25 protein-coding genes are annotated in these 22,519 nt (G+C 66.0%); 11 read left to right on the top strand and 14 right to left on the bottom strand.

The features are described from left to right. Position 1 precedes the first annotated feature (1 nt). Positions 2-571 (top strand): nicotinamide riboside transporter PnuC, encoded by a 570-nt coding sequence (pnuC, locus tag ACZK5G_RS00740; RefSeq protein ID WP_478464981.1) that lies wholly within the window; start codon positions 2-4, stop codon positions 569-571. A 1,296-nt stretch (positions 572-1,867) separates the two neighbouring features. Here pnuC and ACZK5G_RS00735 read toward each other — a convergent pair. The 5 genes from ACZK5G_RS00735 to ACZK5G_RS00715 form a co-directional block, all read right to left on the bottom strand. Beyond that, entirely contained in the window at positions 1,868-2,284 is a 417-nt protein-coding gene (locus ACZK5G_RS00735; RefSeq protein ID WP_478464980.1) for a hypothetical protein, read from the bottom strand. A gap of 84 nt (positions 2,285-2,368) precedes the next feature. Next, entirely contained in the window at positions 2,369-3,343 is a 975-nt protein-coding gene (locus ACZK5G_RS00730; RefSeq protein ID WP_478464978.1) for a Dyp-type peroxidase, read from the bottom strand. A gap of 123 nt (positions 3,344-3,466) precedes the next feature. Then, positions 3,467-3,835 carry a VOC family protein gene (locus tag ACZK5G_RS00725; protein ID WP_478464977.1) on the bottom strand — a complete coding sequence of 123 codons (369 nt, stop codon included), beginning with the start codon at positions 3,833-3,835 and terminating at the stop codon, positions 3,467-3,469. A gap of 68 nt (positions 3,836-3,903) precedes the next feature. Continuing rightward, positions 3,904-4,671, bottom strand: coding sequence for a helix-turn-helix transcriptional regulator (locus ACZK5G_RS00720; protein ID WP_478464976.1), 768 nt, complete (start codon positions 4,669-4,671; stop codon positions 3,904-3,906). A 123-nt stretch (positions 4,672-4,794) separates the two neighbouring features. Continuing rightward, entirely contained in the window at positions 4,795-5,370 is a 576-nt protein-coding gene (locus tag ACZK5G_RS00715; protein ID WP_004134798.1) for an OmpO family porin, read from the bottom strand. 206 nt (positions 5,371-5,576) lie between these two features. Between ACZK5G_RS00715 and ACZK5G_RS00710 the strand changes: the two genes are divergently transcribed. From ACZK5G_RS00710 to ACZK5G_RS00690, 5 genes are all read left to right on the top strand, one after another. Further along, entirely contained in the window at positions 5,577-6,527 is a 951-nt protein-coding gene (locus tag ACZK5G_RS00710) for a DUF2268 domain-containing putative Zn-dependent protease (protein ID WP_478464975.1), read from the top strand. A 212-nt stretch (positions 6,528-6,739) separates the two neighbouring features. Beyond that, a complete protein-coding gene (locus ACZK5G_RS00705) occupies positions 6,740-7,012 on the top strand; it encodes a hypothetical protein (RefSeq protein WP_012509703.1) in 273 nt (90 codons plus the stop codon). Between the two features lie 156 nt (positions 7,013-7,168). Beyond that, on the top strand, positions 7,169-7,855 hold the full coding sequence (locus tag ACZK5G_RS00700) for a L,D-transpeptidase (RefSeq protein ID WP_032130168.1): 687 nt from the start codon (positions 7,169-7,171) through the stop codon (positions 7,853-7,855). A 439-nt stretch (positions 7,856-8,294) separates the two neighbouring features. Continuing rightward, positions 8,295-8,516: a helix-turn-helix domain-containing protein gene (locus ACZK5G_RS00695; protein WP_240792106.1), complete on the top strand. Its 222-nt coding sequence runs from the start codon at positions 8,295-8,297 to the stop codon at positions 8,514-8,516. Then, positions 8,513-9,901 carry a HipA domain-containing protein gene (locus tag ACZK5G_RS00690; RefSeq protein WP_478464973.1) on the top strand — a complete coding sequence of 463 codons (1,389 nt, stop codon included), beginning with the start codon at positions 8,513-8,515 and terminating at the stop codon, positions 9,899-9,901. The genes ACZK5G_RS00695 and ACZK5G_RS00690 overlap by 4 nt, the downstream gene beginning before the upstream one ends. Before the next feature lie 36 nt (positions 9,902-9,937). Here the strand turns inward: ACZK5G_RS00690 and ACZK5G_RS00685 are convergent, their stop codons facing one another. Next, the gene (locus ACZK5G_RS00685) at positions 9,938-10,603 is read right to left on the bottom strand and encodes an Ivy family c-type lysozyme inhibitor (protein WP_107431376.1); all 666 of its coding nucleotides are present in this window, start codon (positions 10,601-10,603) and stop codon (positions 9,938-9,940) included. A 115-nt stretch (positions 10,604-10,718) separates the two neighbouring features. On the opposite strand from ACZK5G_RS00685, the gene ACZK5G_RS00680 reads away from it, so the two are divergent. Further along, positions 10,719-11,195 carry a YybH family protein gene (locus tag ACZK5G_RS00680; RefSeq protein ID WP_478464971.1) on the top strand — a complete coding sequence of 159 codons (477 nt, stop codon included), beginning with the start codon at positions 10,719-10,721 and terminating at the stop codon, positions 11,193-11,195. A gap of 141 nt (positions 11,196-11,336) precedes the next feature. Here ACZK5G_RS00680 and ACZK5G_RS00675 read toward each other — a convergent pair whose 3' ends face one another. The 6 genes from ACZK5G_RS00675 to ACZK5G_RS00650 form a co-directional block, all read right to left on the bottom strand. Then, positions 11,337-12,668, bottom strand: coding sequence for an IS4 family transposase (locus ACZK5G_RS00675; RefSeq protein WP_478464969.1), 1,332 nt, complete (start codon positions 12,666-12,668; stop codon positions 11,337-11,339). A 93-nt stretch (positions 12,669-12,761) separates the two neighbouring features. Then, positions 12,762-13,787 (bottom strand): NAD(P)H-dependent glycerol-3-phosphate dehydrogenase, encoded by a 1,026-nt coding sequence (locus tag ACZK5G_RS00670; RefSeq protein WP_005407597.1) that lies wholly within the window; start codon positions 13,785-13,787, stop codon positions 12,762-12,764. Positions 13,788-13,807: 20 nt separating this feature from the next. Beyond that, positions 13,808-14,326 (bottom strand): protein-export chaperone SecB, encoded by a 519-nt coding sequence (gene secB / locus ACZK5G_RS00665; protein WP_005407596.1) that lies wholly within the window; start codon positions 14,324-14,326, stop codon positions 13,808-13,810. A 100-nt stretch (positions 14,327-14,426) separates the two neighbouring features. After that, entirely contained in the window at positions 14,427-14,864 is a 438-nt protein-coding gene (locus ACZK5G_RS00660) for a rhodanese-like domain-containing protein (RefSeq protein ID WP_004134671.1), read from the bottom strand. Between the two features lie 57 nt (positions 14,865-14,921). Beyond that, complete coding sequence (locus ACZK5G_RS00655) at positions 14,922-15,347, bottom strand: hypothetical protein (protein WP_049423133.1); 426 nt, start codon at positions 15,345-15,347, stop codon at positions 14,922-14,924. Positions 15,348-15,379: 32 nt separating this feature from the next. Beyond that, on the bottom strand, positions 15,380-15,847 hold the full coding sequence (locus ACZK5G_RS00650; RefSeq protein ID WP_005407593.1) for a YiiD C-terminal domain-containing protein: 468 nt from the start codon (positions 15,845-15,847) through the stop codon (positions 15,380-15,382). Positions 15,848-15,882: 35 nt separating this feature from the next. Here ACZK5G_RS00650 and ACZK5G_RS00645 point away from each other — a divergent pair, with 35 nt between their 5' ends. The 3 genes from ACZK5G_RS00645 (at position 15,883) to ACZK5G_RS00635 (ending at position 19,076) form a co-directional block, all read left to right on the top strand. Then, positions 15,883-16,692 (top strand): uroporphyrinogen-III synthase, encoded by an 810-nt coding sequence (locus ACZK5G_RS00645; protein WP_032130164.1) that lies wholly within the window; start codon positions 15,883-15,885, stop codon positions 16,690-16,692. A gap of 104 nt (positions 16,693-16,796) precedes the next feature. Then, the gene (locus ACZK5G_RS00640) at positions 16,797-17,774 is read left to right on the top strand and encodes a uroporphyrinogen-III C-methyltransferase (RefSeq protein ID WP_049462222.1); all 978 of its coding nucleotides are present in this window, start codon (positions 16,797-16,799) and stop codon (positions 17,772-17,774) included. A gap of 6 nt (positions 17,775-17,780) precedes the next feature. Beyond that, a complete protein-coding gene (locus ACZK5G_RS00635; protein ID WP_032130162.1) occupies positions 17,781-19,076 on the top strand; it encodes a heme biosynthesis HemY N-terminal domain-containing protein in 1,296 nt (431 codons plus the stop codon). Between the two features lie 221 nt (positions 19,077-19,297). On the opposite strand, the gene ACZK5G_RS00630 is transcribed toward ACZK5G_RS00635, so the two are convergent. After that, complete coding sequence (locus ACZK5G_RS00630; RefSeq protein WP_099551602.1) at positions 19,298-20,593, bottom strand: acetyl-CoA C-acetyltransferase; 1,296 nt, start codon at positions 20,591-20,593, stop codon at positions 19,298-19,300. Positions 20,594-20,686: 93 nt separating this feature from the next. Here ACZK5G_RS00630 and ACZK5G_RS00625 point away from each other — a divergent pair, with 93 nt between their 5' ends. Next, positions 20,687-21,574 carry a hypothetical protein gene (locus ACZK5G_RS00625; protein WP_049423143.1) on the top strand — a complete coding sequence of 296 codons (888 nt, stop codon included), beginning with the start codon at positions 20,687-20,689 and terminating at the stop codon, positions 21,572-21,574. Positions 21,575-21,890: 316 nt separating this feature from the next. Here the strand turns inward: ACZK5G_RS00625 and ACZK5G_RS00620 are convergent, their stop codons facing one another. Beyond that, the gene (locus ACZK5G_RS00620) at positions 21,891-22,505 is read right to left on the bottom strand and encodes a superoxide dismutase family protein (protein ID WP_478464967.1); all 615 of its coding nucleotides are present in this window, start codon (positions 22,503-22,505) and stop codon (positions 21,891-21,893) included. Between the last annotated feature and the right edge of the window lie 14 nt (positions 22,506-22,519).

The following is a 22,519-nucleotide window of genomic DNA, read 5'->3' as shown; positions in this document are numbered from 1 at the left end:
CATGCTCGAGTGGACCGCCGCGCTGTGCAGCATCCTCGGCGTCTGGCTGATGGCCAAGCGCCGGCTGGTGGCGTGGCCGGCCGGCCTGCTGTCGGTGACGCTGTATGGCCTGGTGTTCGCCGAGGCCAAGCTGTACTCGGACACCCTGCTGCAGGTCGCCTTCGGTGGCTTCCTGGTCTACGGCTGGCTCAACTGGCGGCAGCACGCCGCCGACGAGGGCAGCGTCCGCATCGTGCCACTGGCACGCGGCAAGCTGCTGCGCGACCTGGCCATCGGCCTGTGCGGCGGCGTGGCGCTGGGTGCGGCCATGCACACCTTCACCGATGCCGCGCTGCCGTGGCTGGACGCGATGCTGACCGCGCTGAGCCTGGTCGGCCAGTGGTGGCAGGCGCGCCGCCACGTGGCCTGCTGGTGGGTGTGGATCGCGGTGGACGTGGTCTACGTGGGTGCCTACCTGTTCAAGTCGCTGCACGTGACCGCCGCGCTGTACGTGTTCTTCCTCGGCCTGGCCGTGTTCGGGCTGCGCGCATGGAGCGCGGCAGCCCGTGAACCACAGGTAGCAACGCAGTAGCGCCACGCCATGCGTGGCTGGGGCTTACCGGTAGTCGCCAACCTTGGTTGGCGCACACCTGCCGACCAAGGTCGGCATCTACCCAACACATCCACGCATGGCGTGGATCTACTGCACCCGCAAGATCAGTAGAGCCACGCCATGCGTGGCTTGGGGCTTACCGGTAGTCGCCAACCTTGGTTGGCGCGCGTGCCGACCAAGGTCGGCATCTACCAGACGCATCCACGCATGGCGTGGATCTACTGCACCCGCAAGATCAGTAGCGCCACGCCATGCGTGGCTTGGGGCTACCGGTAGTCGCCAACCTTGGTTGGCGCACACCTGCCGACCAAGGTCGGCATCTACCCAACACATCCACGCAGGGCGTGGATCTACTGCACCCGCAAGATCAGCGCCACGCCATGCGTGGCCGGGGCTTACCGGTAGTCGCCAACCTTGGTTGGCGCACGCCTGCCGACCAAGGTCGGCATCTACCCAACACATCCACGCAGGGCCTGAATCTACTGCACCCGCAAGATCAGTAGCGCCACGCCATGCGTGGCCGGGGCTTACCGGTAGTCGCCAACCTTGGTTGGCGCACGCCTGCCGACCAAGGTCGGCATCTACCCAACACATCCACGCAGAGCCTGAATCTACTGCACCCGCAAGATCAGTAGAGCCACGCCATGCGTGGCTGGGGGCCTACCGGTAGTCGCCAACCTTGGTTGGCGTGCGCGTGCCGACCAAGGTCGGCATCTACCAGACGCATCCACGCATGGCGTGGATCTACTGCACCCGCAAGATCAATAGCGCCACGCCATGCGTGGCTTGGGGCTACCGGTAGTCGCCAACCTTGGTTGGCGCACACCTGCCGACCAAGGTCGGCATCTACCCAACACATCCACGCAGGGCCTGAATCTACTGCACCCGCAAGATCAGTAGAGCCACGCCATGCGTGGCTGGGGGCCTACCGGTAGTCGCCAACCTTGGTTGGCGCACGCCTGCCGACCAAGGTCGGCATCTACCCAACACATCCACGGAGGGCCTGAATCTACTGCACCCGCAAGATCAGTAGCGCCACGCCATGCGTGGCTTGGGGCTTACCGGTAGTCGCCAACCTTGGTTGGCGCACACCTGCCGACCAAGGTCGGCATCTACCCAACACATCCACGCAGGGCCTGAATCTACTGCACCCGCAAGGTCAGTAGAGCCACGCCATGCGTGGCTGGGGGCCTACCGGTAGTCGCCAACCTTGGTTGGCGTGCGCGTGCCGACCAAGGTCGGCATCTACCAGACGCATCCACGCATGGCGTGGATCTACTGGGTAAGCAGCAGGCCCAGCCGCAGCGGCTGGCGCATGTCGGCCGGTGGGGCCGCCTGCAACGGTGCGGACTGCAATGTCGCGCGCAGGTCGGCGTCGATCTGGGCGTCGCCCAGGCTGTCGAATTCGAGTTTCGAAATGCGGCCATCCGCCGCGATCCACACGCTCACCGGCAACGGCGTCGGTGCATCAGGGTGTGCCTGCAGCCATTCCAGCACGCGCTGCGCCTGCGGGTTCTGCTCCTGCTGCAGACGCTGCTGCAACTGGCCGCCCACGGCGGCGGCATAGGCCATCCAGTGTGCGGGAGCCTCCTGCGCGGACACCGCGGCGCTCCCCAGTGCCAGCGCACCGAACAGCGCGGCCAACGGCCGCCACCAGCGGCGTGCGCCGGTTGTGTTCCTTGCCATCGCCATCGCCCGCCCCTGCGCTCTCATCCAACGGCTGATGGTCGGCGCGTTAGATGACAGGCAGATGGCGGTCGGCACTGCCCGGCGCGATCAATCGCCCAGGTCGGCCAGCACCTTGCGCGAGGGCGCGAAGAAGGTCACGCCGGTGGTGGCTGTGGAGAAGTCGAGGATGCGGTCATGCAGCGGCGCGGGATTGCCGATGAACATGCGCTCGAGCATCTTCTCGATCACCCACAGGCGGCGCGTGTAGCCGATGAAGTAGGTGCCGTACTCGCCGCGGCCAGGGTTGGCGAACGGCATGTTGTCGCGCAGGATCTCGTGCTCGCCGTCGGCATCCTCGATGGTGCACAGCGTCTTGTGCGATTTCTGCGCATCGGCCGGCGCATCATCCAGCTCGATGTTGTCGTGCTTGGTGCGGCCGATGATCGCTTCCTGCGCCTCGGTCTTCTGCGCGCGCCAGGCATCGAGGTTGTGCAGGTACTTCTGCACCACCACGTAGCTGCCACCTGCGTGGTCCGGATCCTCGTCACCAACAATCGTGGCTTCCGGCAGCGACAGCCCTTCCGGGTTGGCGGTGCCGTCGACGAAGTCGAGCAGGTCGCGGCCATCGAAATAGCGGAAGCCGGCCACGTCATCGACTGCTTCCACCGCATCGCCGAACGCCATCAGCAGGTTGCGCTCGAACGCCACGATCAGGTCCATGGTGCGTGCGCGGATGTGGTAAAGCAGGTCGCCCGGCGTGGACACGGCCGTGTGGGTCGCACCCTTGATCTCGCGGAACGGTGCCAGCTCGCGCGGCGGCGTGGTGCCCACCAGCGGCTGCCACACGCGATGGCCGATGGCCACGTTGCAGGTAAACGTGCGCTCGATCTCGCGGATGGCGGTGTTCTTGATCAGATCATCGGTGCTGGCCAGCACCTCGCGCGCCTTGGCGATCGACGCCTCGTCATCCTTCACCTTCAGCACCAGGAACGCCGCCGAATGGGTCAGTGGCGCGGTGATCTGCTGCGGCTCGTTGTCGAGCGTGTGGTTGACGGCGGTGATCGGTGCGGGCTGGGAGTTCACGGCGGTTCCTGCTGGCTTGAGGCGGACGCATCGCGTGTGGCGATGTGCGGGCGATCATAGCGGAACCGCCTGACCGGGGACGGAGCGGTTCTCGTTCCGTCCACCGGCGAAGGTACGAAGACCTCAATCCATATCACTCCAGACCGCCAGCTCGTAGCCATCCAGATCGCGGAAGTGGAAGCGGCGGCCACCGGGGAAGGCGAATACCGCCTGCACCACCTCGCCACCGGCGGCAATCACGCGCTGCTGGGCGTCGGCAAGGTCCGCGCAGTAGAGAATCACCAGTGGGCCGCCCTGCGCACGCACCGGCGCGTCGGAAACGAAACCACCTTTCAGGCGACCATCGTCGAACTCGGTATAGGCGGGGCCGTAGTCGGTGAAGCACCACCCGAATACCTTGCCGTAGAAGCGTTTGCTGCGGGCGATGTCGGCGACGTTGAATTCGATGTTGTCGATGCGGCGCTCGGCATCGCGGGGTGCGGCGTGGCTCATGGCGTGACTCCTGGGTGGGAGCCCCAGCTTCGGTCAGCGCGGCACGGCGGTCTTGAACAAAACGGCCATCATCGGCCCCATTCCAGGCGCAGCTGCCGTGCGGTCATGCTGGCAAGCTCGCGCGCCTCACGGCTGAGGTGGGCCTGGTCGGCATAGCCGGCATCAGCGGCCAGCATCGCCAACGAGTGCTGCGGCAGCGCGCGGCTATGGCGAAGAAAGCGCTGCAGGCGCAGGATGCGCTCCAGCGTCTTGGCGCCGTAGCCGAACTGCGACTGGCTGAAACGCCGCAGGCTGCGCGGGCTCAGACTCAAGTGCGCCGCCAGCGTATCCAGCGTGGCGTGCCCCCCGGCGAGCGCCTGGAACAGGACATGTGCACGCTGCGCCGGGGTGTCGAGTGCGGCCGCGCCCATATGCTGTTGCAGGCACTGCGCCATCCGCTGCAATCGTTGAGCCGGCGCGGTATCGCCAATGGAAGCAGCGGCTGCTGTGGCCCATCCGCCCTTCAGATCGGCCAACGGCACCGCCTGTCCAATGATGCCGGCCAGTGGCAGTCCCAGCGCGGCCAACGCCTGGCCGGAACGAAAGCGCGCACCCAGTACCTGTGCACCGGGTGCCAGTGCCGGATGTGCAGCCACCCGATCCGGGCCGACCACGAACAGCGCGCCGTCGCGCCAGAGGATATCCACGCAGCCATCGGGCAATACGGTGATGTGCCCATCGGCATCGGCAGGGAGCTGGCTCTGCCACAGCTGGCCGAAGTGGCCACGCAGCGGCGCAGGCGCCAGATGCTCCTGGTAGGCCGTGCCAGTACCTTCGAGGGAGGAAGGGTCGCCCATGCCGCATTGTGGCGCCACAGGGCCCATAAAAGTGAAGCCCGGCGCGAGGCCGGGCTTCGGTTGGCGTGTGGGAGAGAGAGAGAGTCACACGCCAGCACAACACGCACTAACGACAGGCGTTTGTTACCAGGTGAAGCGCGGGCCCACGAACCACTCGCGGTCGCCGGCCTTGGCCAGCTTCACTTCACCACTCAGGCCCCAGTTCTGGTTGAACTTGGCGGTGGCGCCGACGCGGCCGTAGAACTCGCCGTCCGGGTTGTAGCCGTGCTTCTTGCTGAAATCTTCGTAGCCGGCCATCACGTAGCCTTCGACGTACGGGTTGAACGCGGTGCGCACGCCCACTTCGGTGGAGTAGCCGTTGAAGTCCAGGCCGCGCTTCTCGTCGTACTTCTGGTACGCAACACGGGCCACCAGGTCGGTGTTCGGTGCGATGCCGTAGTTGTAGCCGACACCCAGGCGCCACTGGTCGACGTCATTCTTGAACTTGTCGGTTTCCTGGGCGCTGTAGTCGCCAAAGACGTGGAAGTTCGGGTGCACCGCAACGGAACCCTTCACCTTCCAGCCATCGGCGTCGCCGCCCTTGGCATCGGTGTTCACGTAGCCGCCTTCAACGTAGTTGTACGACAGGCCATCGGTTGCCGATGCAGCGAACGGCAGAGCAGCCAGAAGACCCAGGGCAAGCAGCGAATTCTTGTTCATCGGGACACACCTTTAATTATTTTGGTTTCGTCGACCGCCTCCCGGGAGGGGGAGAGAGAGGAGGCGGTCGACAGGTGTGAATTATCCGTTAGGGGGTCTAATCAACCCTGAATATTGAACTGACTGGTGTATAAATAAGGCTGGCGTTCAGGGAACTCCGCATGGCATTGCTGCCGGCTTCTTACGCGCATCACGCTCGATGCTTGATGCGGGCACTGATCCTGATCGCCTCGCCGATCGCGCTGCTGCAGGCACAGGCGGCTGAGCGTGTCGGTCCTGCCGGGCACATCGTCGTACAGACAGACGATGTCACGCGCTTCTTCAAGGTGCTGGACGCCAACCATGGGCGCCCAAGCGCCGATGATCTGCAGCACGGCTATCTGGATGCGGGTACGGATGCCCTGCGCAGCTTCACCGACAGCCGTATCGGCTCGATGGAGCGGCTGGCCAGGGCCATCCAGGACAAGCCGGCATTGTTTGCGAAAGCGGGAACCTGCGCGGCCGCATTGCCATCGATCCGCACGCGCGTCGCCGCTGCCGTCGATCAGCTCGGCGCCTTGTTGCCGTCTGCGCGCTTTCCTCCGGTCACCGTACTGGTGGGCCGCGGCAACAGTGGTGGCGTTACCACCGAAGCAGGTGTGGTCATCGGACTGGAAGCGCTGTGCAATGCGGACTGGATGCAGGCCGATGCAAGCGACCGCTTCGTGCACCTGATCGCCCATGAGTACGTGCACGTGCAACAGCCCGGCGCGCGCGTTGATGTCGAGCAGCCCACCCTGCTCTATCAGACGCTGCTGGAAGGCGGCGCCGAATACGTGGCCGAACGGATCTCCGGGCAACCGGCCAACGCGCATCTGCAGCGTTGGGCGCAGGGTCGCGAGTGTGCGCTGGAGCGCGCGTTCCTGCAGGACAGCATGGGTACCGATCTTTCGAGGTGGCTGTACAACGGCCCCGGCGACGATACGCGCCGCGGAGATCTCGGCTACTGGATCGGCTACCGCATCGCCCACGCCTATGTTGCGCGCGCGCCCGACACGCCCAACGCCATCGCCGAACTGCTGGATGTCCAGCCTGGAAACGCTGCAGCGCTGCTGGAAGCAAGTGGATGGCAGCCTGCGTGCGGAGCAGGCGAAAGCACACAGACGCACATGCCGTGATGCCGGCTTCATGCAGGTGAATGGGTGATATTGAACAGGCACAAGGCGATACGCCGGTGCAGATCAGCTCGCTTGATCCCGCTTGTTAAGGTTCGTTGATTTACAGGCCTTCACAGCCCATCCACGTACTCAAATTCCAGCTGAAAGCGCTTGGTAGCGCCGGGAACAAACGCCGCTATATTCCAGCTTCCCCAGACGAAGGAGGGAGTGGAATGAAACTGACCTCGCAACACATGAAGATGGCCCGTGCACTCAGCGTGGCGCTCATCGCCACCGTGAGCCTTGGCGCTTGCGCCTCTTACAAGAACGAGTTTGCAACGATCAACTCGCGTCTCGACCAGCTCGATGTAAAGGTGCAGGGCGCCGCCCAGAGTGCCGAGTCCGCCAACCAGTCGGCGCAGCAGGCCAACCAGCGTCTGGACCAGATCGAAGGTCGCGTGCAGCAGCTTGAAAGGGCACCAGCGGGCCGCAAGCCGCGCGGCTGATCGCTCCCTCACCGTTTGAACTGATCCATCTCTGTATCGGGAACCAGTGGCCTTCGCCGGCCACTGGCATCCTTCCACCAAGATTGCACTGCAAGGAGCCGTCCCATTCGTACCTCCTCCTCCCCTGCGCGCCGCGCCCTCCATGCCGCACTGGCCATGGCACTGGCCGTTGCGTGCAGCGGCGTAGCCAACGCCAGGGACAAGGACGCACCTGCACCCCCGGTCGCCGCAGTCGATGAACTGCCCGCTGACCAGAGCGTGTCCGAGACGGTGATCGAACTGGCCGGCTGGGTAGTCGCCAGCAAGGACAACCAGGGTTATCCGTTCGCGATCATGGACAAGGCGGCTGCGCAGGTACTGGTCTTCGGTGGAGACGGCAAGCTGCGCGGTGCCGCACCGGCGCTGTTCGGTTCGGCCATCGGCGATCACTCCGCACCCGGCGTTGCCAAGCTCGCGCTGAGTGCGATTCCAGGCCATGACCGCACCACCCCGGCGGGCCGTTTCATTGGTGGCTACGGCCCCTCCGACGATGCCGGTCGCGTGCTGTGGGTGGACTACGATTCCGCCGTTTCGATGCACCCGCTGCCGCCAGGCACTCCGAAAGAGAAGCGCGCCGAACGGCTGGCATCACCTTCGCCGGACGACAACCGCGTTACGCACGGCTGCATCAACGTCACGCCTGCGTTCTACGAGCAGATCGTGCAATCCACGTTCGAGAAGGGCGGCGTGTTCTACATCCTTCCGGACAAGGATTCGATCGCGAAGACGTTCCCGGAGTTCGCGCAGAGCCGGGGCGATGCAAAGGACGAAGACGAGAAGGGCGCGCGGCGCGCGAGCAAGTAACAGACGCTTTGCCTGCGGCCTGTTGACGATGCGAGCCTGCGCTGCAGGCAGAGGTTCCCGGGTGCGCTCCTGGCAGGCCCCACCTGGACCCCACTCATCGCGGACGTCCCACCCTCGTGGCGCTGCCCATATGGACCGGATGAGGCATCGCGCTCTCACGGCGTCAAAGAATCCTTGAGTTCATGAGGATTTTTTGCAGGCTGGACGCCTTTACAGATAAATCCTTATTTCAATGAGGATTTTCTTGCATCCAGCTCTTTTGCGAAAAAATCCTCAAGATCGAAAGGATTCTAAGGAATCCTGGGTTATGCGCGAAGAATCCTCACTGCAGTGAGGATTCTATGGTATAGACGATGGGTCGAATCCAGAGCGTCAGGCTCTGCTGGGGGAGTTCCCATTGAAGATCAGGCTTGAGAAGGCTGAGGCCTTGGGACCACTGGTGAGAGCCGCCCGCAAGCATCAGGGACTGCGCCAGGATGCAACCGCCGAAGGCATCGGGGTCAGCGAGAATTTCCTGGCCAAGGTCGAACGCGGCGGTACCACGGTGCAATGGGGCAAGTTGTTCACCGTGCTTGACGAGCTGGGGCTGCATGTCGAAATCGACGTGCCGGACGAAGCGATGGCCCTGCTGGCCAAACGTGCCAACTGGAAGGTGCCATGAGCGCCCCCCGTATCGATCTCAAGGACGTCATTACAACGACCGTCCTGTCTGGACTGCACTATCCGCTTCCACCACGCGAACTGCAGGTCACCATCGACGAAGCGCCGGTGGGCCGCCTGACCGAAGCAGCAAACCTGTGGCGCTTCACCTATGCGCCGGAGTGGCTCGGCAGCGCACATCGGTTTCCACTGGCGCCTGCGTTGCCACTGCAAGACACCGCCATCCTCGATGGCTCCAGCCAACGCCCCGTGCAGTGGTACTTCGACAATCTGCTGCCGGAAGAGCAGCAACGCACGCTGATGGCAACCGATGCCAGGGTGGATGGCGCGGACGCGTTCGCATTGCTGGCCGCCTATGGCGCGGAATCGGCAGGCTCGTTGACGCTGCTGCCTCCAGGCCAGCGCCTGCCACCCGGCGGCAGAAAACCACTGCCCGATGCGGAACTCTCCACGCGTATCCAAGGCCTGCCACGCACGTCGCTTGCGGCGGGTGCCGCCAAGCGCATGTCACTGGCAGGTGCCCAGCACAAGCTGGCAATCATCGAGACAGGGGGAGAACTCTACCAACCTCTGGGCGCCGAGCCCTCGACCCACATCCTCAAGCCTGACAGCACCAGCAGCAGCAGCAGTTATCCCCACAGCGTGGCCAACGAGTGGTTCGTGATGCGCCTTGCACAGCGCATGGGGCTGCAGGTGCCGAAGATCGAGCGCCGCTACGTACCGGAGCCGGTCTTCATCATCGAGCGCTTTGATCGCGAAATCACCGCCGATGCCATCCATCGCCGTCATGCCATCGACGCCTGCCAGCTGCTCAACCTCGACCGGCAGTTCAAGTACACGCTCGGCAGCATCGACACCCTGAAGGTCATTGTCGAGCAATGCAGAAGCAAGCTCAAGACGCGCGTCCGCCTGTTCGACTGGTTGATCTTCAATGTACTCACCGGCAACAACGATGCGCACCTGAAGAACCTGAGCTTCCTGGTCGACAGCAGGGGCATCGAACTGGCCCCCCACTACGACCTGCTGTCCACCGCATGTTACGAGACCCGCGCGTATGCCGACGAGGGCGCACGTTGGCCAGAACGCTCGGAACCGTCGTGGCCCATTCTCGGTGTCGCGCGCTTCCACGACCTTCGTTTCGAGCATCTGGTTTCTGCCGGTGAAGCCCTGGGCCTGGGAAGACCAGCCGCCACCCGGCAGCTGCGCCATCAGATCGACCGCATCACGAGCGAAGCCCAGGCGCTTTACGCGCTGGTGCTGCAGGAAAACCAGCAATGGTCGACACGTTTCGACATCGGCCCAACCCTGGAAGGCGAAGTGCATTTCCTGAGAACACTGGTCCACGTGATCATCGCCGACATGGTGAGGCAGCTTTCACCGGCATGATGCGGCCGCCGGAACATCATCCGGCGTCGCCACCGATTACTCGCAGGACTCGCCTTCTTCCTTCAGCATCGCTTTGTCCACCGGCTGCTCGCGCTCGATCAGCGCGCGCTGCTCGTCGCTGGGTTCACCCAGCCACCAGATTCGGCAGCGCGCGGTAAGACGGCCGACCATCTTCGACTGATCGGGCGAGTACAGCATCGCCAGCGCGGTGCCGGGGCAGTCGTGGGCCTGGCAGGCGGTGTAGAACCACCATGGCTCGCCCTGCAGCACCACCAGCTCGCCGGGTCCGCTGGGCCCGCTCAACAGGCGTTCGCGCAGCGACGGAATCTCCTTGTCAGCAGATTCGGCCGCGGCTGTGTTCTTCATCAGGGCGTTGAACGCGGCCAGCACCTTCGGGTCCTTGCGGCCGCAGTCGTCCACGGTGTTGCCGCCGACCAGGGTGAAGAAGTGGGTCGCCAGCGGATTGTCCGCGCAGGTGAGTTCGCCGCCAGCACCCGGGTCTTCCGGTTCGCCTTCGTTGTCCCACACCGAGGGGTCTACGCCGTCTTCGATGGACGGCGCCTGCTCGACCACCGTTGCCGTGGCCGCAGGTGCTTCGGTGGTTGGTGCCGGTGCGGTCGGTGCTGCATCCGGCGCTGGTGCCTGTCCGCAGGCGGCCAGCAGTGCGACCGTCAGTGCCATCCCTGTGATTCGAATCTTCATTCCTTGTCCTTGTCTGATCTGCGGTGCATGCCGCCGCGCGGGCGCCTGCGTGATTCTAACCAGCAGCGCGCTAGGATGCGTTCGCACGTTCCCGTCATCGCCTGGAGCCGGACGCATGCACCGCACACGACTCGCCGTGATTTTCTGCAGTGCCCTGCTGCTGGCATCGCCGGCCATCGCCCACGATGCTGAAGGTGCGAAGCCCGCACAGCCTCTTCCTGATGCGGCCCTGCCCGCGACGCTGGACCGCGTGCTGCGCGACTACGAGCAGGCCTGGTGCACGGGCGATGCCAGGGCACTGGCTGCGCTGTTCGCCGAGGATGGTTTTGTGCTGCAGAGCAACCAGCTACCGGTGCGTGGGCGCAGCGCGATCGAAGCCGCGTATGCCGGCCAAGGCGGCAGCCCGTTGCGGCTGCGCGCGCTGGCGTACTCGGTGGAGGGCAGCACGGGCTACATCATTGGTGCCTACCGCTACGGCAACAACGTGGGGGACACCGGCAAGTTCACGCTGACGCTGAAGCGCGTGGGCGACGGGCCGTGGTTGATCTTCTCGGACATGGACAACGGCAACGCACCGCCGCGGGCGCGGTGATGGATTCCGCCGGGCATGGCTCGGCGCTACCGGGCGCCAACCAAGGTTGGCTGCTACCAGAAGCGGATTCCGGAGTAGATCCACGCCATGCGTGGATGGGCCACACACATAAAAAACCCCGGCACATGGCCGTAATGCTGTTCACTTAAGCGGTGCAGCCTTGCGATCGACGGGATAACGGGTTTTGGAGATCTTCACCGTCCTCGGCGTTGTTGGCCGGGGACGGTGCTCCAGGAAGAGGCTGGCGACGCCGGATCGCAGCTGGGATAAACGCCTTCCGGTAGCCGAAGCGGGTTGTGCCGCCGCCATCACGATCAGCTGCGCGGCGATGTAGTGGCAGGCAGGTTTGAAACGTATCTCCGAGGGTGCGCGCCCGTAGGCAACCGCTGCCTGGCTGGCCTCCCGGCGGATGATGTTGTACGCCAAAAGCAGGCCCCAGACTTCCTGATACACCAGCTCGACGGTCTTGCTGCGCAGGGTGATGGCATTCCGCTGCATTGAGCTTTTAAGGTCCCTGAAACCAAGCTCGATTTCCCAGCGCTCCTGATAGAGCTCGGCTACGGCCTTTGTGCTGTACGTCTCTGCCGGTAGCGAGGTCAGCACCGTTTTCAGCTTGCCCTGATGCTCATAGCTCACTTCGCGCACCCGCCAGTGCGTGGGCAGCGCAGGATTTTTCTTCCGCGCCTGCGCAGAGACGCGCATTTCCAGCAACCGATCATGCGCGTTGTAACGCTCCACTTGCTCAGATGCCAGATGGCTACGCGAGGGCATGAGCCAGTGCCGCTGATTGCCAGTGCGCGCCAACCCCAACAGCAGATCCGCACCCCAGAAACCCTTGTCCAACAAGGTAATTGAGCGATCTGGAATCTTCTCGACGAAGTCCTGGGCCAAGCGCATTTCGCCGCGACGATAAGGGCTGAGCCGAGCGTCGAGCATGATGTGCGAGCGCACGTTCATCAGCGCTACCAGCCGCATCAGCGGATAAGGCGTCTGGCGTTCGGTGCCGGTATTGCCAGAGCCAAAATGCGCGCGCAGTTCCGGTGTATCTGCGGTGCGCAACAGAGCACCATCAACGGCCAGAACCTGCAGACCCTGCCAGTCATCGCCGGGGTAGCGCTCGGCTCCCCAATGCTGGCCGCATCTGCGGAAAAGATCCTCCACTGGATCAGCGCCAAGCCGCGCGCGAGCGTGGCTGATGCCGCTGCGTGCAGGCAGATCCAGCGACGCAAGGCCTTGGGCACAGATGTTCAGCCGCCTGGCCACCTCATGCACCGGCTCGTCGCGGAACAGGGCCATACCCAGCACCAGCCAAAGCACCTGATCGCTGGGCAGTCTGCGTCTGCGGATTGTGGCCTGCGACGAGAGCTCCAGCGCGCTGGACACCCACTCCACCGGAATGTTCTGGGTGAAGGTGCTCAGGTCGGAGAAATTGAACAGTTCACCAAGGTCGAGCAATTGCTGTTGGACGCCCACAAAAAATCCGATGCCAGGAAACTGGCATCGGATTCTGAGTTGCCCGGCTGCTTAAGTGAACAGCATTACGGCACATGGCCGGGGTTTTTCGATTCACTTGAACAGCGTATCCGGATACTCCGGTTTCTGTTCCCGCGCCAGCAGCGCGCGCAGGCCTTCCTCAGGCGTCTGCTCGCCGTGCAGCACGGCACGCACGCGGTCCGAGATCGGCAGGTCGATGCCATGACGGCGTGCCTGTCGCATCACTTCGTCGGCGGTCTGCACCGACTCGACCACCTGGCCGATTTCGCGCACGGCATCCTGCAGCGTCTGGCCACGGCCCAGGGCCAGGCCCAGGCGGCGGTTGCGCGACAGGTCGCCGGTGCAGGTCAGCACCAGATCGCCGAGGCCAGCCAGGCCCATCAGCGTTTCCGGCTTGGCGCCGATCGCCGCGGCCAGGCGCAGCATCTCGTTGAGGCCACGGGTGATCAGGCCGGCACGGGCGTTGAGGCCCAGCTGCATGCCGTCGGCCACACCGGTAGCCACGGCCAGCACGTTCTTCATCGCGCCGCCCAGCTCGGCACCGACCATGTCGTCGCCGGTGTAGGCGCGGAACGCCGGGCCATGCATCGCCTCGGCCACCGTCTGCGCGAACTCGGGCACGTCGCCGTGCACGGTGATCGCGGTCGGCAGGCCCTGGGTCACTTCCTTGGCGAACGACGGACCGGTGACGACGGCCAGCGGCACGTCCTCACCCAGCACTTCGCGCGCCACTTCATGCAGGAAGCGGCCCGAACCAGGTTCGAAGCCCTTGGTGGCCCAGGCCACGCCGGCACCGGCCGGACGCAGCGGCGCCAGCGCACGCACGGTTTCACCGAAGGCATGCGACGGGGTGACCACCAGGATCCAGGCGGCGCCCTCCACTGCCGACGCCAGGTCGGTGGTGGCACGCAGGCTGTCCGGCAGCGGGATGCCCGGCAGGTAGCGCGGGTTCTCGTGGCGCTGGTCGATGGCCTCGACCACGGCAGCGTCGCGCCCCCACAGCACGGTCGGGTGACCGTGCCGTGCGAGCAGGCTGGCCAGCGCGGTTCCCCAGGAACCGGCGCCAAGCACGGCGATCTTGTCAGCGGTAGTGCTCATCCGTGACGTCGCGGCAGGAATCAGGCGTTGCCAGCCGGCTCGGAGTCAGCCAGCGACGGTGCGTCGCCCTGCTCCTGGCGCTGGCGCAGGGTTTCTGCGTACAGGCCTTCGAAGTTGATCGGCTGCAGGAAGAACGGCGGGAAGCCGCCGGCCTGGATCAGGTCGCTGATCAGCTGGCGCACGTACGGGAACAGGATGTTCGGGCACTGGGTGCCGAGCAGCACGTCGATCGACTGCGGGTCCAGGCCGACCAGGCCGAACACGCCGGCCTGCTTCACTTCGGCCACGTAGGCGGTGCGCTCACCGGCCTGGCAGGTCAGGGTCACGGCCAGCACGACTTCGAAGGCGTTCTCGCCCAGGCGCTGCACCTGCTGGTTCAGGTTGAGCTGCAGTTCCGGCTGCACCTGGTCATTGAAGATGGTCGGAGCGTTCGGCGACTCGAAGGAGACGTCCTTGACGTAGATCTTCTCGACGGTGAAAGCAGGGCCGGTAGCGGCATCGACCGGCGCAGCGGCGCCGTTGGTGATCTCTTCGGACATTTCCAGTAACTCCAGGTGAATGCAATGAAAACGATGGTCGAACTACTGCGATGGGGGCGGGATCAGGCCCATACAAGGCCGGATCCGCCACCTGCGGCAATCAGTTGCGGCCCTTGACCAGCGGCAGCTCGGCCTGCTGCCAGGCGGGAATGCCGCCGTCGAGCACGTAGACCTTTTCGAAGCCGGCCTTCTTCAGCGCCTTGGCGGCGGTTTCCGAGGCGTTGCCGCTGCGGCACACCAGCACCACCGGCGACTGCTTGGCGTTGGCCACCAGCTTGTTGTCCGGGCCGAAGGCACTGGCCTGGGCATTGCGGCTGCCGGCAATGTGGCCCTTCTCGAAGTCACCGCTGGCCGACAGGTCGACCACCACCGTGCCACCCGCGTTGATCAGCTGGGTCAGTTCGGCGGGCTTGATGCCCTTGAAGCCCCGGAACAGGCGGCGGATCTCGGTGACGATGATGGCCACGGTCAGGCCGACCAGGGCCGCGGACAGCATCGGGTTTCGGCCTGCAAAGGCCAGCAACTCTTCGTAATTCACTCAGGTCACGGGTCGATTAAGCGGGCGCCGATTGTCGCACAAGCCGGACGCGGCCCGTCACTGCCCCTTCCACAGGTCCGGCAGGCCGGCGGTCTGCCACCAGCGCTTGGCCTCGGCATCCCAGCGCCAGCGCTCGACCACCACCACGGTGCGTTCGGCCTGGGTGTTCTGGTTGATCACCCCGATTTCGACCCGGCGCTCGACCAGGCCCCCGTCCAGCGCGGCGCTGCTGCGCTCGCGGTAGGACGACACGCGCAGCTGCGCGTAGCGGTTGAGCTCGAACTCGGTGGGCGGCTTTTCCTTGCGCAGCTTGGGGTCCAGATAGCCGATGGCATCGTCCATGCTGCCCCAGCGGATGGTGGCGCCGTAGGCGATCTGGGTCTCTTCCAGCAGCTTGCGCTGCTTGCGGCTCAGGTCGTCGGCCGAAGCCACGGCGCTGGCCAGCAGCAGGGAACACATCAGGAACTGGATGAGGCGGCGCATCGGTGGTTTCCCCAGAACGTCAGCCTGCCATCCTACCCTTTGGCGAAGGCAACGAAGCGACCGCTGAACTCGGCGGCGGGCTTGCCATCGGCACCGGGCTGGGTGGCGATGATGCTGATGCGGGCCTTGCGGCGCTGGCGGAAGGTGTTCAGGAAGGCATCCCAGCCAGTGGCCTCGGCCGCTTCGGCATGGGCGTGCAGGTCTTCGTAGACCGGTGCCAGGTAGCGCAGGTTGCTGTCGGCCACGTAGACCTCGGCATCGTGGCCGGCCAGGCGCAGGCGCAGGCTGACCAGTGCCCAGCCGGACAGGGTCAGCACCGAGGCCAGGCTGCCACCGAAGGCGTTGCCCTTGTCGTTGACGTTGGCGGCCAGCGGCGCGGTGATGCGCAGCACGCCATCGGCATAGCCGTCGAGCTGGATCTGCATGGCGCGGACCGCCGGCATGCAGTCAAGCACGTCCTGCAGGGCGGCCAGCGAGGAAGTCAGAGCATCAACGGACATCGGAGCAGGGACCACGACAACGAAGGGCCCGCATAATGCAGGCAATGGCCGACCATACGATACCCACTGGCGCCGCCGGTTCCGAACCGGGCTGGACCTTCATTTCGCTGCGACCGCAGGGCCAGAATTCCGCGCTGCGCCGCGCCGTTGCTGGGCTGGGCGGGCATGTGCTGGCCCTGCCACCCTGGCGCCTGCAGCGCCTGAACGGCACGCCAGTGGTGCACCAGCTGCAACGCGCGCTGAACTGCGATCGGGTGGTGTTCACCAGCCCGGCCGCCGTTACCGCAGCCGCCACCCTGTTGCCACTGGCCGAGGCACAACGCAGCCCGTGGCTGACCGTGGGCGAAGGCACCGCGCGCGCGCTGCGGGCGCAGGGCGTCGCCGAGGTGCATGCGCCGCAGCGGATGGACAGCGAGGGCCTGCTGGCGCTGCCGGTGCTGGCCGAGGTGCAGGGCCTGCGCATCGGGCTGGTGACCGCCCCCGGGGGGCGCGGCCTGATTGCTGCGCAACTGCAGGCGGCCGGCGCCAGCATCGAGCGCGCCGATGTCTATCAGCGTCGCCTGCTGCGCCTGTCGCCACGCACGCTGGCTCGATTGGCGCATTCAGCGTATCCGTGGGTGCTGGCGGTCAGCAGTGGTGAGGCGTTGCTGCATTTCTGGCAGCAGCTTCCGCCGGCATTGCAGCAACGCTGTCAGGCACATGCCACCGCCGTCGTGGCCAGCGAACGGCTGGGCGAACAGGCGCACGCATTGGGGCTGCAGCGCGTGGTGCGCGCGGCCGGGCCCACCACCGCGCAGCTGGTGGCGGCTGCACACGCCACGCTCACCGTCCCGGCAGCGAACTGAACAGGGACGTGGGTCACGCTTGCCGCTGTGGTCGGTAACAGTGATGCTGTGCACAACGCGGCCTGCCGGAACCTGACCGGCGACGGTGCCGACAAGGAAGCCCCATGAACGAGACTCCGCCCGTTTCCCCGCCCCGTCGACCCGTGCGCTGGCTGCTGCCGCTGGCCGGGGTGGTCGTGCTTGGCGTGGGCGGCTATGCCGGCTGGTACGTCTGGCAGCAGCAACAGCACGAACAGGAAGCGCAGGCGCAGACCACGGCCGTACAACTGCAGGGCCTGCAGGCGACGCTGGATGCATTGCGCCGCGACCAGCGCGCGACCAGCCAGCGCCTGCAGGATGCGGCGACCACCAACCGCGTGCTGCGCGACGAGATGCTCGGCCTTTCCCAGCGCAGTGCGCTGCTGGAAGAGAACCTGGCCAAGCTGGCCGACAGCGCCAACCAGGGCCGTCAGGCGGTACAGCGCGATGAGGCCGAACTGCTGCTGACCCAGGCGGCGCAACGCCTGAACTACGCCGACGACGTGGAAGGCGCACGCCGCCTGTATGCACAGGCCGCCACCGCGCTGGCCGATCTGCCCGACAGCGACGGCCTGAACCTGCGCCAGGCACTGGTACAGGAACGCGATGCACTGGATGCGCTGGGCACCGGCCCGCGCGTGCAATCGCTGCAACGCCTGGATGCCCTGGCCAAGGCCCTGCAGGGCCTGCCCTCGCAGGTGACGGGTGGCACCGCGCCCGGCGCCGGCAAGCCCTGGTGGCAGGCCACGCTGGCTCCGTTCGTGGATATCACCCCGAGCCGCCAGAATGGCCCGCTGACCGCCGCCGAACGCCGCAATGCCGACGATGCGCTGCAGCTGGAACTGACCCTGGCGCGTGCCGCAATCGAACGTGGCGACCGCACCGGTCGCGATACCGCGTTGGCGCGCGTGGAACACTGGGCACAGCGGCGTTGGCCGGATTCACCGGCCCTGCGCGCGCAACGTGCTGAACTGAAGGCCTTGCGCGAGCTTCCGCTGCAGGCCAGCAACAGCGTTCTTGGCAGCACCCTGCAGCAACTGCGCACCCAGACCGACCGGAGGTAATCCCCCATGAAACCCCTGCAATCCCTGGTCGTGCTGTTGCTGGCCGTGGCCATCGGCGTGGTGGCCGCGCAATGGCTCGGCGCCGATGACCTCAACCGCTTCGGCGAAGTGACCCTGCGCTACGGCGGCTACGACTACCACAGCAACCTGCCCAAGGTGGCACTGCTGTCGGTGATCGCGGTGCTGGTGCTGTGGCTGCTGTGGAGCCTGATCGCAGCACCGTTCCGCGCCTGGGGCCGCTACCGCCGCAAGCAGGGCCGGGTGCGCCTGATCGACGGCCTGCAGGCCTATGAGCACGGCCAGTGGCAGCGTGCCGAAAAGCTGCTGGATGGTGCCGCCAAGGATCCGGAAGTGAGCGCGGTGGCGCTGGCCAATGCCGTGCGCAGTGCGCAGGCACGTGCCGACGGCCCCGCCGGTGAAGCCCTGCTGCAGCGCCTGGGCGAGAGCGATGCCACCCTGCAGGCGCTTCTGCGCGCCGAACAGCTGCTGGCGCGCGATCTGCCGGTGGATGCGATTAACGCGTTGGATGTGGCGACGATCCAGCCGCTGCCGCCGCGCGGCCTGTGGCTGCGTACCGAAGCGCTGGCACAGGCCGGCCGCGCCCACGAGGCGTATGGCCAGCTGGGTGCACTGCGCCAGAGCAAGGTGCTGCCGGCCGACGCCAACAGCGAACTGGAAGCACGCCTGGCCGCACAGGCGCTGCTGGAAGCAGCCGACGTCAATGCGCTGGCCGCGCAGTGGGAAGCCACGCCGAAGGCGCTGCGGCCAACCCCGGACGTGGTGGGTGCGTATGCCAGCCGTGCGGTTGCATTGAACTGGGACGAACCGGCGCTGCTGGCGTTGGAACAGGCACTGGACCAGCGTTGGGATGACGAACTGGTGGCGCTGTATGGCCGCCTGCCGGCCGAGCGCCTGGCCACGCGTCAGGCCAACCTCGCGCGCTGGCGCAACGTGCACGACAGCTCGGCTGCGCTGCGCCTGGCACAGGGCCGCGTGGCCCTGGCCCAGCAGCAGTGGGATGCCGCCGATGCGTTCCTGCACGAGGCCATCGCCGCGGGCGCCGGTGCCCCGGCGTGGGAGGCACTGGGTGAGCTGTTCGCACAGCGTGGCGAGCACGCGCTGGCCGCGCAGTGCCTGGCCAATGCGCTGCGACTGCAGCGTGGCGAGGACAGCGTGGAACTGGTGCGCGGCACCGAAGCGCCGCTGCGTGCCACGGTGGAGGAGCAGCCGGTTACGGTGCAGCCGCCGGTGTATGACGCCAACGAAGAGCGCGACGAATTCGGCAATCCACGGTTGCCGTGAAGCGTGCCGACCCACGGTCGGCACCCACCGGAGCAAGAAAAAACGCCGCCCGATGGGCGGCGTTTTCATCTGTGGAACCCGGTAGTCGCCAACCTTGGTTGGCGCTCTGACATCTTCCGAACGATGACATCGCATGGCCGACCAAGGTCGGCATCTACCAAAGCAGATCCAGCGCGCATTCCCGGTAGTCGCCAACCTTGGTTGGCGCGCGGTCGCAGCGATCAGCGCTCGACGATCGCCACTACGCCCATGCCGCCGGCGGTGCAGATCGACACCAGCGCGCGGCCACCGCCGCGTTCGGCCAGCTGCTTGGCGGCGGTGGCGATGACGCGTGCGCCAGTCGCCGCGAACGGGTGGCCGGTGGCCAGCGAGGAACCCAGCAGGTTGATCTTGTCCGGGTCGATGCGGCCCAGCGGTGCATCCAGGCCCAGGCGGTTGCGGCAGTAATCCTCGCTCTCCCACGCACGCAGGGTGCACAGCACCTGCGCGGCGAAGGCTTCGTGGATCTCGTAGATGTCGAAGTCCTGCAGGGTCAGGCCGTTGCGCTTGAGCATCTCCGGCACGGCCACGGTCGGCGCCATCAGCAGGCCTTCGCCATGCACGAAGTCCACCGCCGAGACGTGCGCGTCACGCAGATAGGCCTGCGGCTCATGGCCGTGGGCACGCGCCCACTCTTCGCTGGCCAGCAGCACGGCGGCGGCGCCGTCGGTCAGCGGCGTGGAGTTGGCGGCGGTGAGCGTGCCGCGGCCGGAGACCTTGTCGAACGCCGGCTTCAGCGTGGCCAGCTTCTCCAGCGAAGTATCCGGGCGCAGGATGTTGTCACGCTCGACACCACGGAACGGTGCGATCAGGTCGTTGAAGAAACCGCGCTCATAGGCAGCAGCCAGCTTCTTGTGCGACGACACCGCCCACTCGTCCTGCGAGTCACGCGAGATGTTCCATTCCTTGGCCATGTCCTCGCAGTGGTCGCCCATGCTCTTGCCGGTGCGCGGCTCGGCCACGCCCGGGAACTCGGGCTTGAGCTCGGAGAACTTGAAGCCAGCGGTCAGCGCGCGGATCTTGTCGCCAGTGCTCTTGGCACGGTTGGCGGCCAGCAGGCGCGCGCGCAGCTTCTTGCCGTAGACGATCGGCACGTCGGAGGTGGTATCCGAACCGCCACCGATACCCGATTCGATCTGGCCCAGCGCGATCTTGTTGGCAACCGTGATGATGCTGTCCAGCGAGGTGCCGCAGGCGCGCTGCAGGGTGATGCCTGGGGTCAACGGCGACAGGCCAGAAGAGAGCGTGGCTTCGCGGCCCAGGTTCCAGTCGCTGGAGTGCTTGATCACCGCACCCATCGCCACTTCACCCAGCTGCTGGCCGTGCAGGCCGAAACGTTCGACCAGCGCGCCCAGCGTACGGACCGACATGCCGAGGTTGCCGACATCCGAATACGCGGTGTTCTGGCGGCAGAACGGAATGCGGACGCCACCGAGGATGGCGACGGGACGAGCGTTGGGCATGGAGATACCTGGCATGGATGAGGGTGTCTGCAACATGGCCTGCACGACGGAGCAGGCATAATGGAGCCAAGTGTAGCTGCCGCCCTGTGATGGGCCAACCGTGGAACCATGAGCAAACCCGACCCCGCGATGAATGCCCTTGGCGTGCTGGCCCTGGAACTGGCCGGCGGCGAAATCCCCCGCCAGGCGGTGCTCAGCGCCGAACAGGCCGGTGAACTGGCCGATCGCGTCGGCCGCGACCTGTCCAAGCTGGTGCCGCAGGTGGCCGAGCTGGACCTGGTGTTCGCCGCCGCCCATTTCGACCCGGCCGAAGTACTGCGCCCGGGCTGGCCGATCCATCGCCGCCTGGAAGAACTGCAGATGCGTGCGCCGGGCCGCAACCAGGGCCCGCGCCTGCTGGCCTTCGGTACCGATGCCAACGGTGATGTGCCGCTGCCGTTCCAGGCCGATGCCAGCCTGGTGGGCGGTGGCCTGCGCGTGGTGCCGTTCCTGCTGACCGGCAGCGACGTGGCGACGACCAATGCAGTGGCCGAGGCGCTGGAAGACACGCTGCTGGCCAACGGCATGGCGCATGCCGACACCGCGTTGATGGCGCAGAACACCTTCGGTGCCCGCATCGAGCATGCGCGCTATTTCACCGTGAATGATCTGGCCGCGATGATGTCGATGCAGTACGACAATCAGGGCCTGGCCGCGCTGTGGCCGCTGATCGAGACCGCGATCATGGCCCCGGGCGAGGACGAATGGCTCAACGCCGCGCCCGAGCCGCTGCTGCGCTACACGCACGGCGAGGCACGCATGGCGCTGTTCGACCCGGCCGGCTGGTGCGCGCACTACAACCACGGCAAGAACGACTGCGACCGCCTGAAGGGCATCTACGAGCAGTTCCTGATGCGCCAGCGGCAGATGGCCGCGGTGCTGGAAGCGCACGGCGTGCCGGTGCTGTTCGTGCACTGCGAGGCCGGTCAGGACGCGCGCGAACTGCTGGCGCGCTGATCCGGGTGGCCTGTTGGTAGTGCCGGCCGCTGGCCGGCAACCTCCGGATCTGCGATTGCCGGCCAGCGGCCGGCACTACCGATAAAGAAAAACGCCGGCTTGCGCCGGCGTTTTCCATTTCCAGCAAAATGGCCGCGGTGCTGTTCGTGCACTGCGAAGCCGGTCAGGACGCGCGCGAACTGCTGGCGTGCTGATCCGGGTGGCCTGATGGTAGTGCCGGCCGCTGGCCGGCAACCTCCGGATCTGCGATTGCCGGCCAGCGGCCGGCACTACCGATAAAGAAAAACGCCGGCTTGCGCCGGCGTTTTCTGATGGCTTACTGCGCCTTCTGGATCACCGCACACGCCAGGCGCGCACCGGCGTTGCCGGTCGGCTGGGTCTTGTAGTCATCCGCATCGGCGTGGACGATCAGGCCGCGGCCGATGATGTCGAAGTCATCGCCCTTGCCGATGTTGACGTTGCTCGACACCGGGCCGTCGATGGTGGCCACGCCCTTGTCGTCGGCCTTGATGTTGGGCATGTCGCCACCGTGGTGCGGATCGGCGGACACGCTGCCGTGATCCTGCTTGCCCGGGTTGAAGTGGCCACCGGCGCTCATGCCGTCCGGCGCGCTGCAGTCGCCCTTCTCGTGGATGTGGAAGCCGTGCTCGCTGCCCGGCTTCAGGCCGCTGATCTGGCCGGTCACGTGGACCTTGCCGTCAACCACCTTGAAGGTGACGCTGCCCTTGGCCTCGTTGCCCTGGGTCGGCGCCAGCTCGGCCGTGGCCGAGGCATCGGCAGCCGGTGCAGGTGCTGCGGCCGGTTCGGCGGTGGCGCCGTCGGCCGGAGCGGCCGGCGCGGTTTCAGCCTGCGGCGCGGCCGGCTGCTGGTTGCAGGCCGCCAGGCCCAGCGCGGCGATGGCCGCAAACAGCGAAGTGTGGATCAAACGCATGGAATCTCTCCCTG

Source organism: Stenotrophomonas sp. 62841_Sma, from assembly GCF_056482945.1.
Note: the sequence above shows the minus strand (reverse complement) of the source record. Positions and strands in the feature narration are given on the sequence as shown.

Excerpts from the sequence above, each read along its gene's own strand:
- pnuC (WP_478464981.1), top strand. The coding sequence starts at position 2 with ATGCTCGAGTGGACCGCCGCGCTGTGCAGCATCCTCGGCGTCTGGCTG.
- ACZK5G_RS00735 (WP_478464980.1), bottom strand. The coding sequence starts at position 2,284 with ATGGCGATGGCAAGGAACACAACCGGCGCACGCCGCTGGTGGCGGCCG.
- ACZK5G_RS00725 (WP_478464977.1), bottom strand. The coding sequence starts at position 3,835 with ATGAGCCACGCCGCACCCCGCGATGCCGAGCGCCGCATCGACAACATC.
- ACZK5G_RS00720 (WP_478464976.1), bottom strand. The coding sequence starts at position 4,671 with ATGGGCGACCCTTCCTCCCTCGAAGGTACTGGCACGGCCTACCAGGAG.
- ACZK5G_RS00715 (WP_004134798.1), bottom strand. The coding sequence starts at position 5,370 with ATGAACAAGAATTCGCTGCTTGCCCTGGGTCTTCTGGCTGCTCTGCCG.
- ACZK5G_RS00710 (WP_478464975.1), top strand. The coding sequence starts at position 5,577 with ATGCGGGCACTGATCCTGATCGCCTCGCCGATCGCGCTGCTGCAGGCA.
- ACZK5G_RS00705 (WP_012509703.1), top strand. The coding sequence starts at position 6,740 with ATGAAACTGACCTCGCAACACATGAAGATGGCCCGTGCACTCAGCGTG.
- ACZK5G_RS00700 (WP_032130168.1), top strand. The coding sequence starts at position 7,169 with ATGGCACTGGCCGTTGCGTGCAGCGGCGTAGCCAACGCCAGGGACAAG.
- ACZK5G_RS00690 (WP_478464973.1), top strand. The coding sequence starts at position 8,513 with ATGAGCGCCCCCCGTATCGATCTCAAGGACGTCATTACAACGACCGTC.
- ACZK5G_RS00685 (WP_107431376.1), bottom strand. The coding sequence starts at position 10,603 with ATGAAGATTCGAATCACAGGGATGGCACTGACGGTCGCACTGCTGGCC.
- ACZK5G_RS00680 (WP_478464971.1), top strand. The coding sequence starts at position 10,719 with ATGCACCGCACACGACTCGCCGTGATTTTCTGCAGTGCCCTGCTGCTG.
- ACZK5G_RS00670 (WP_005407597.1), bottom strand. The coding sequence starts at position 13,787 with ATGAGCACTACCGCTGACAAGATCGCCGTGCTTGGCGCCGGTTCCTGG.
- secB (WP_005407596.1), bottom strand. The coding sequence starts at position 14,326 with ATGTCCGAAGAGATCACCAACGGCGCCGCTGCGCCGGTCGATGCCGCT.
- ACZK5G_RS00655 (WP_049423133.1), bottom strand. The coding sequence starts at position 15,347 with ATGCGCCGCCTCATCCAGTTCCTGATGTGTTCCCTGCTGCTGGCCAGC.
- ACZK5G_RS00650 (WP_005407593.1), bottom strand. The coding sequence starts at position 15,847 with ATGTCCGTTGATGCTCTGACTTCCTCGCTGGCCGCCCTGCAGGACGTG.
- ACZK5G_RS00645 (WP_032130164.1), top strand. The coding sequence starts at position 15,883 with ATGCAGGCAATGGCCGACCATACGATACCCACTGGCGCCGCCGGTTCC.
- ACZK5G_RS00640 (WP_049462222.1), top strand. The coding sequence starts at position 16,797 with ATGAACGAGACTCCGCCCGTTTCCCCGCCCCGTCGACCCGTGCGCTGG.
- ACZK5G_RS00635 (WP_032130162.1), top strand. The coding sequence starts at position 17,781 with ATGAAACCCCTGCAATCCCTGGTCGTGCTGTTGCTGGCCGTGGCCATC.
- ACZK5G_RS00630 (WP_099551602.1), bottom strand. The coding sequence starts at position 20,593 with ATGCCAGGTATCTCCATGCCCAACGCTCGTCCCGTCGCCATCCTCGGT.
- ACZK5G_RS00625 (WP_049423143.1), top strand. The coding sequence starts at position 20,687 with ATGAGCAAACCCGACCCCGCGATGAATGCCCTTGGCGTGCTGGCCCTG.
- ACZK5G_RS00620 (WP_478464967.1), bottom strand. The coding sequence starts at position 22,505 with ATGCGTTTGATCCACACTTCGCTGTTTGCGGCCATCGCCGCGCTGGGC.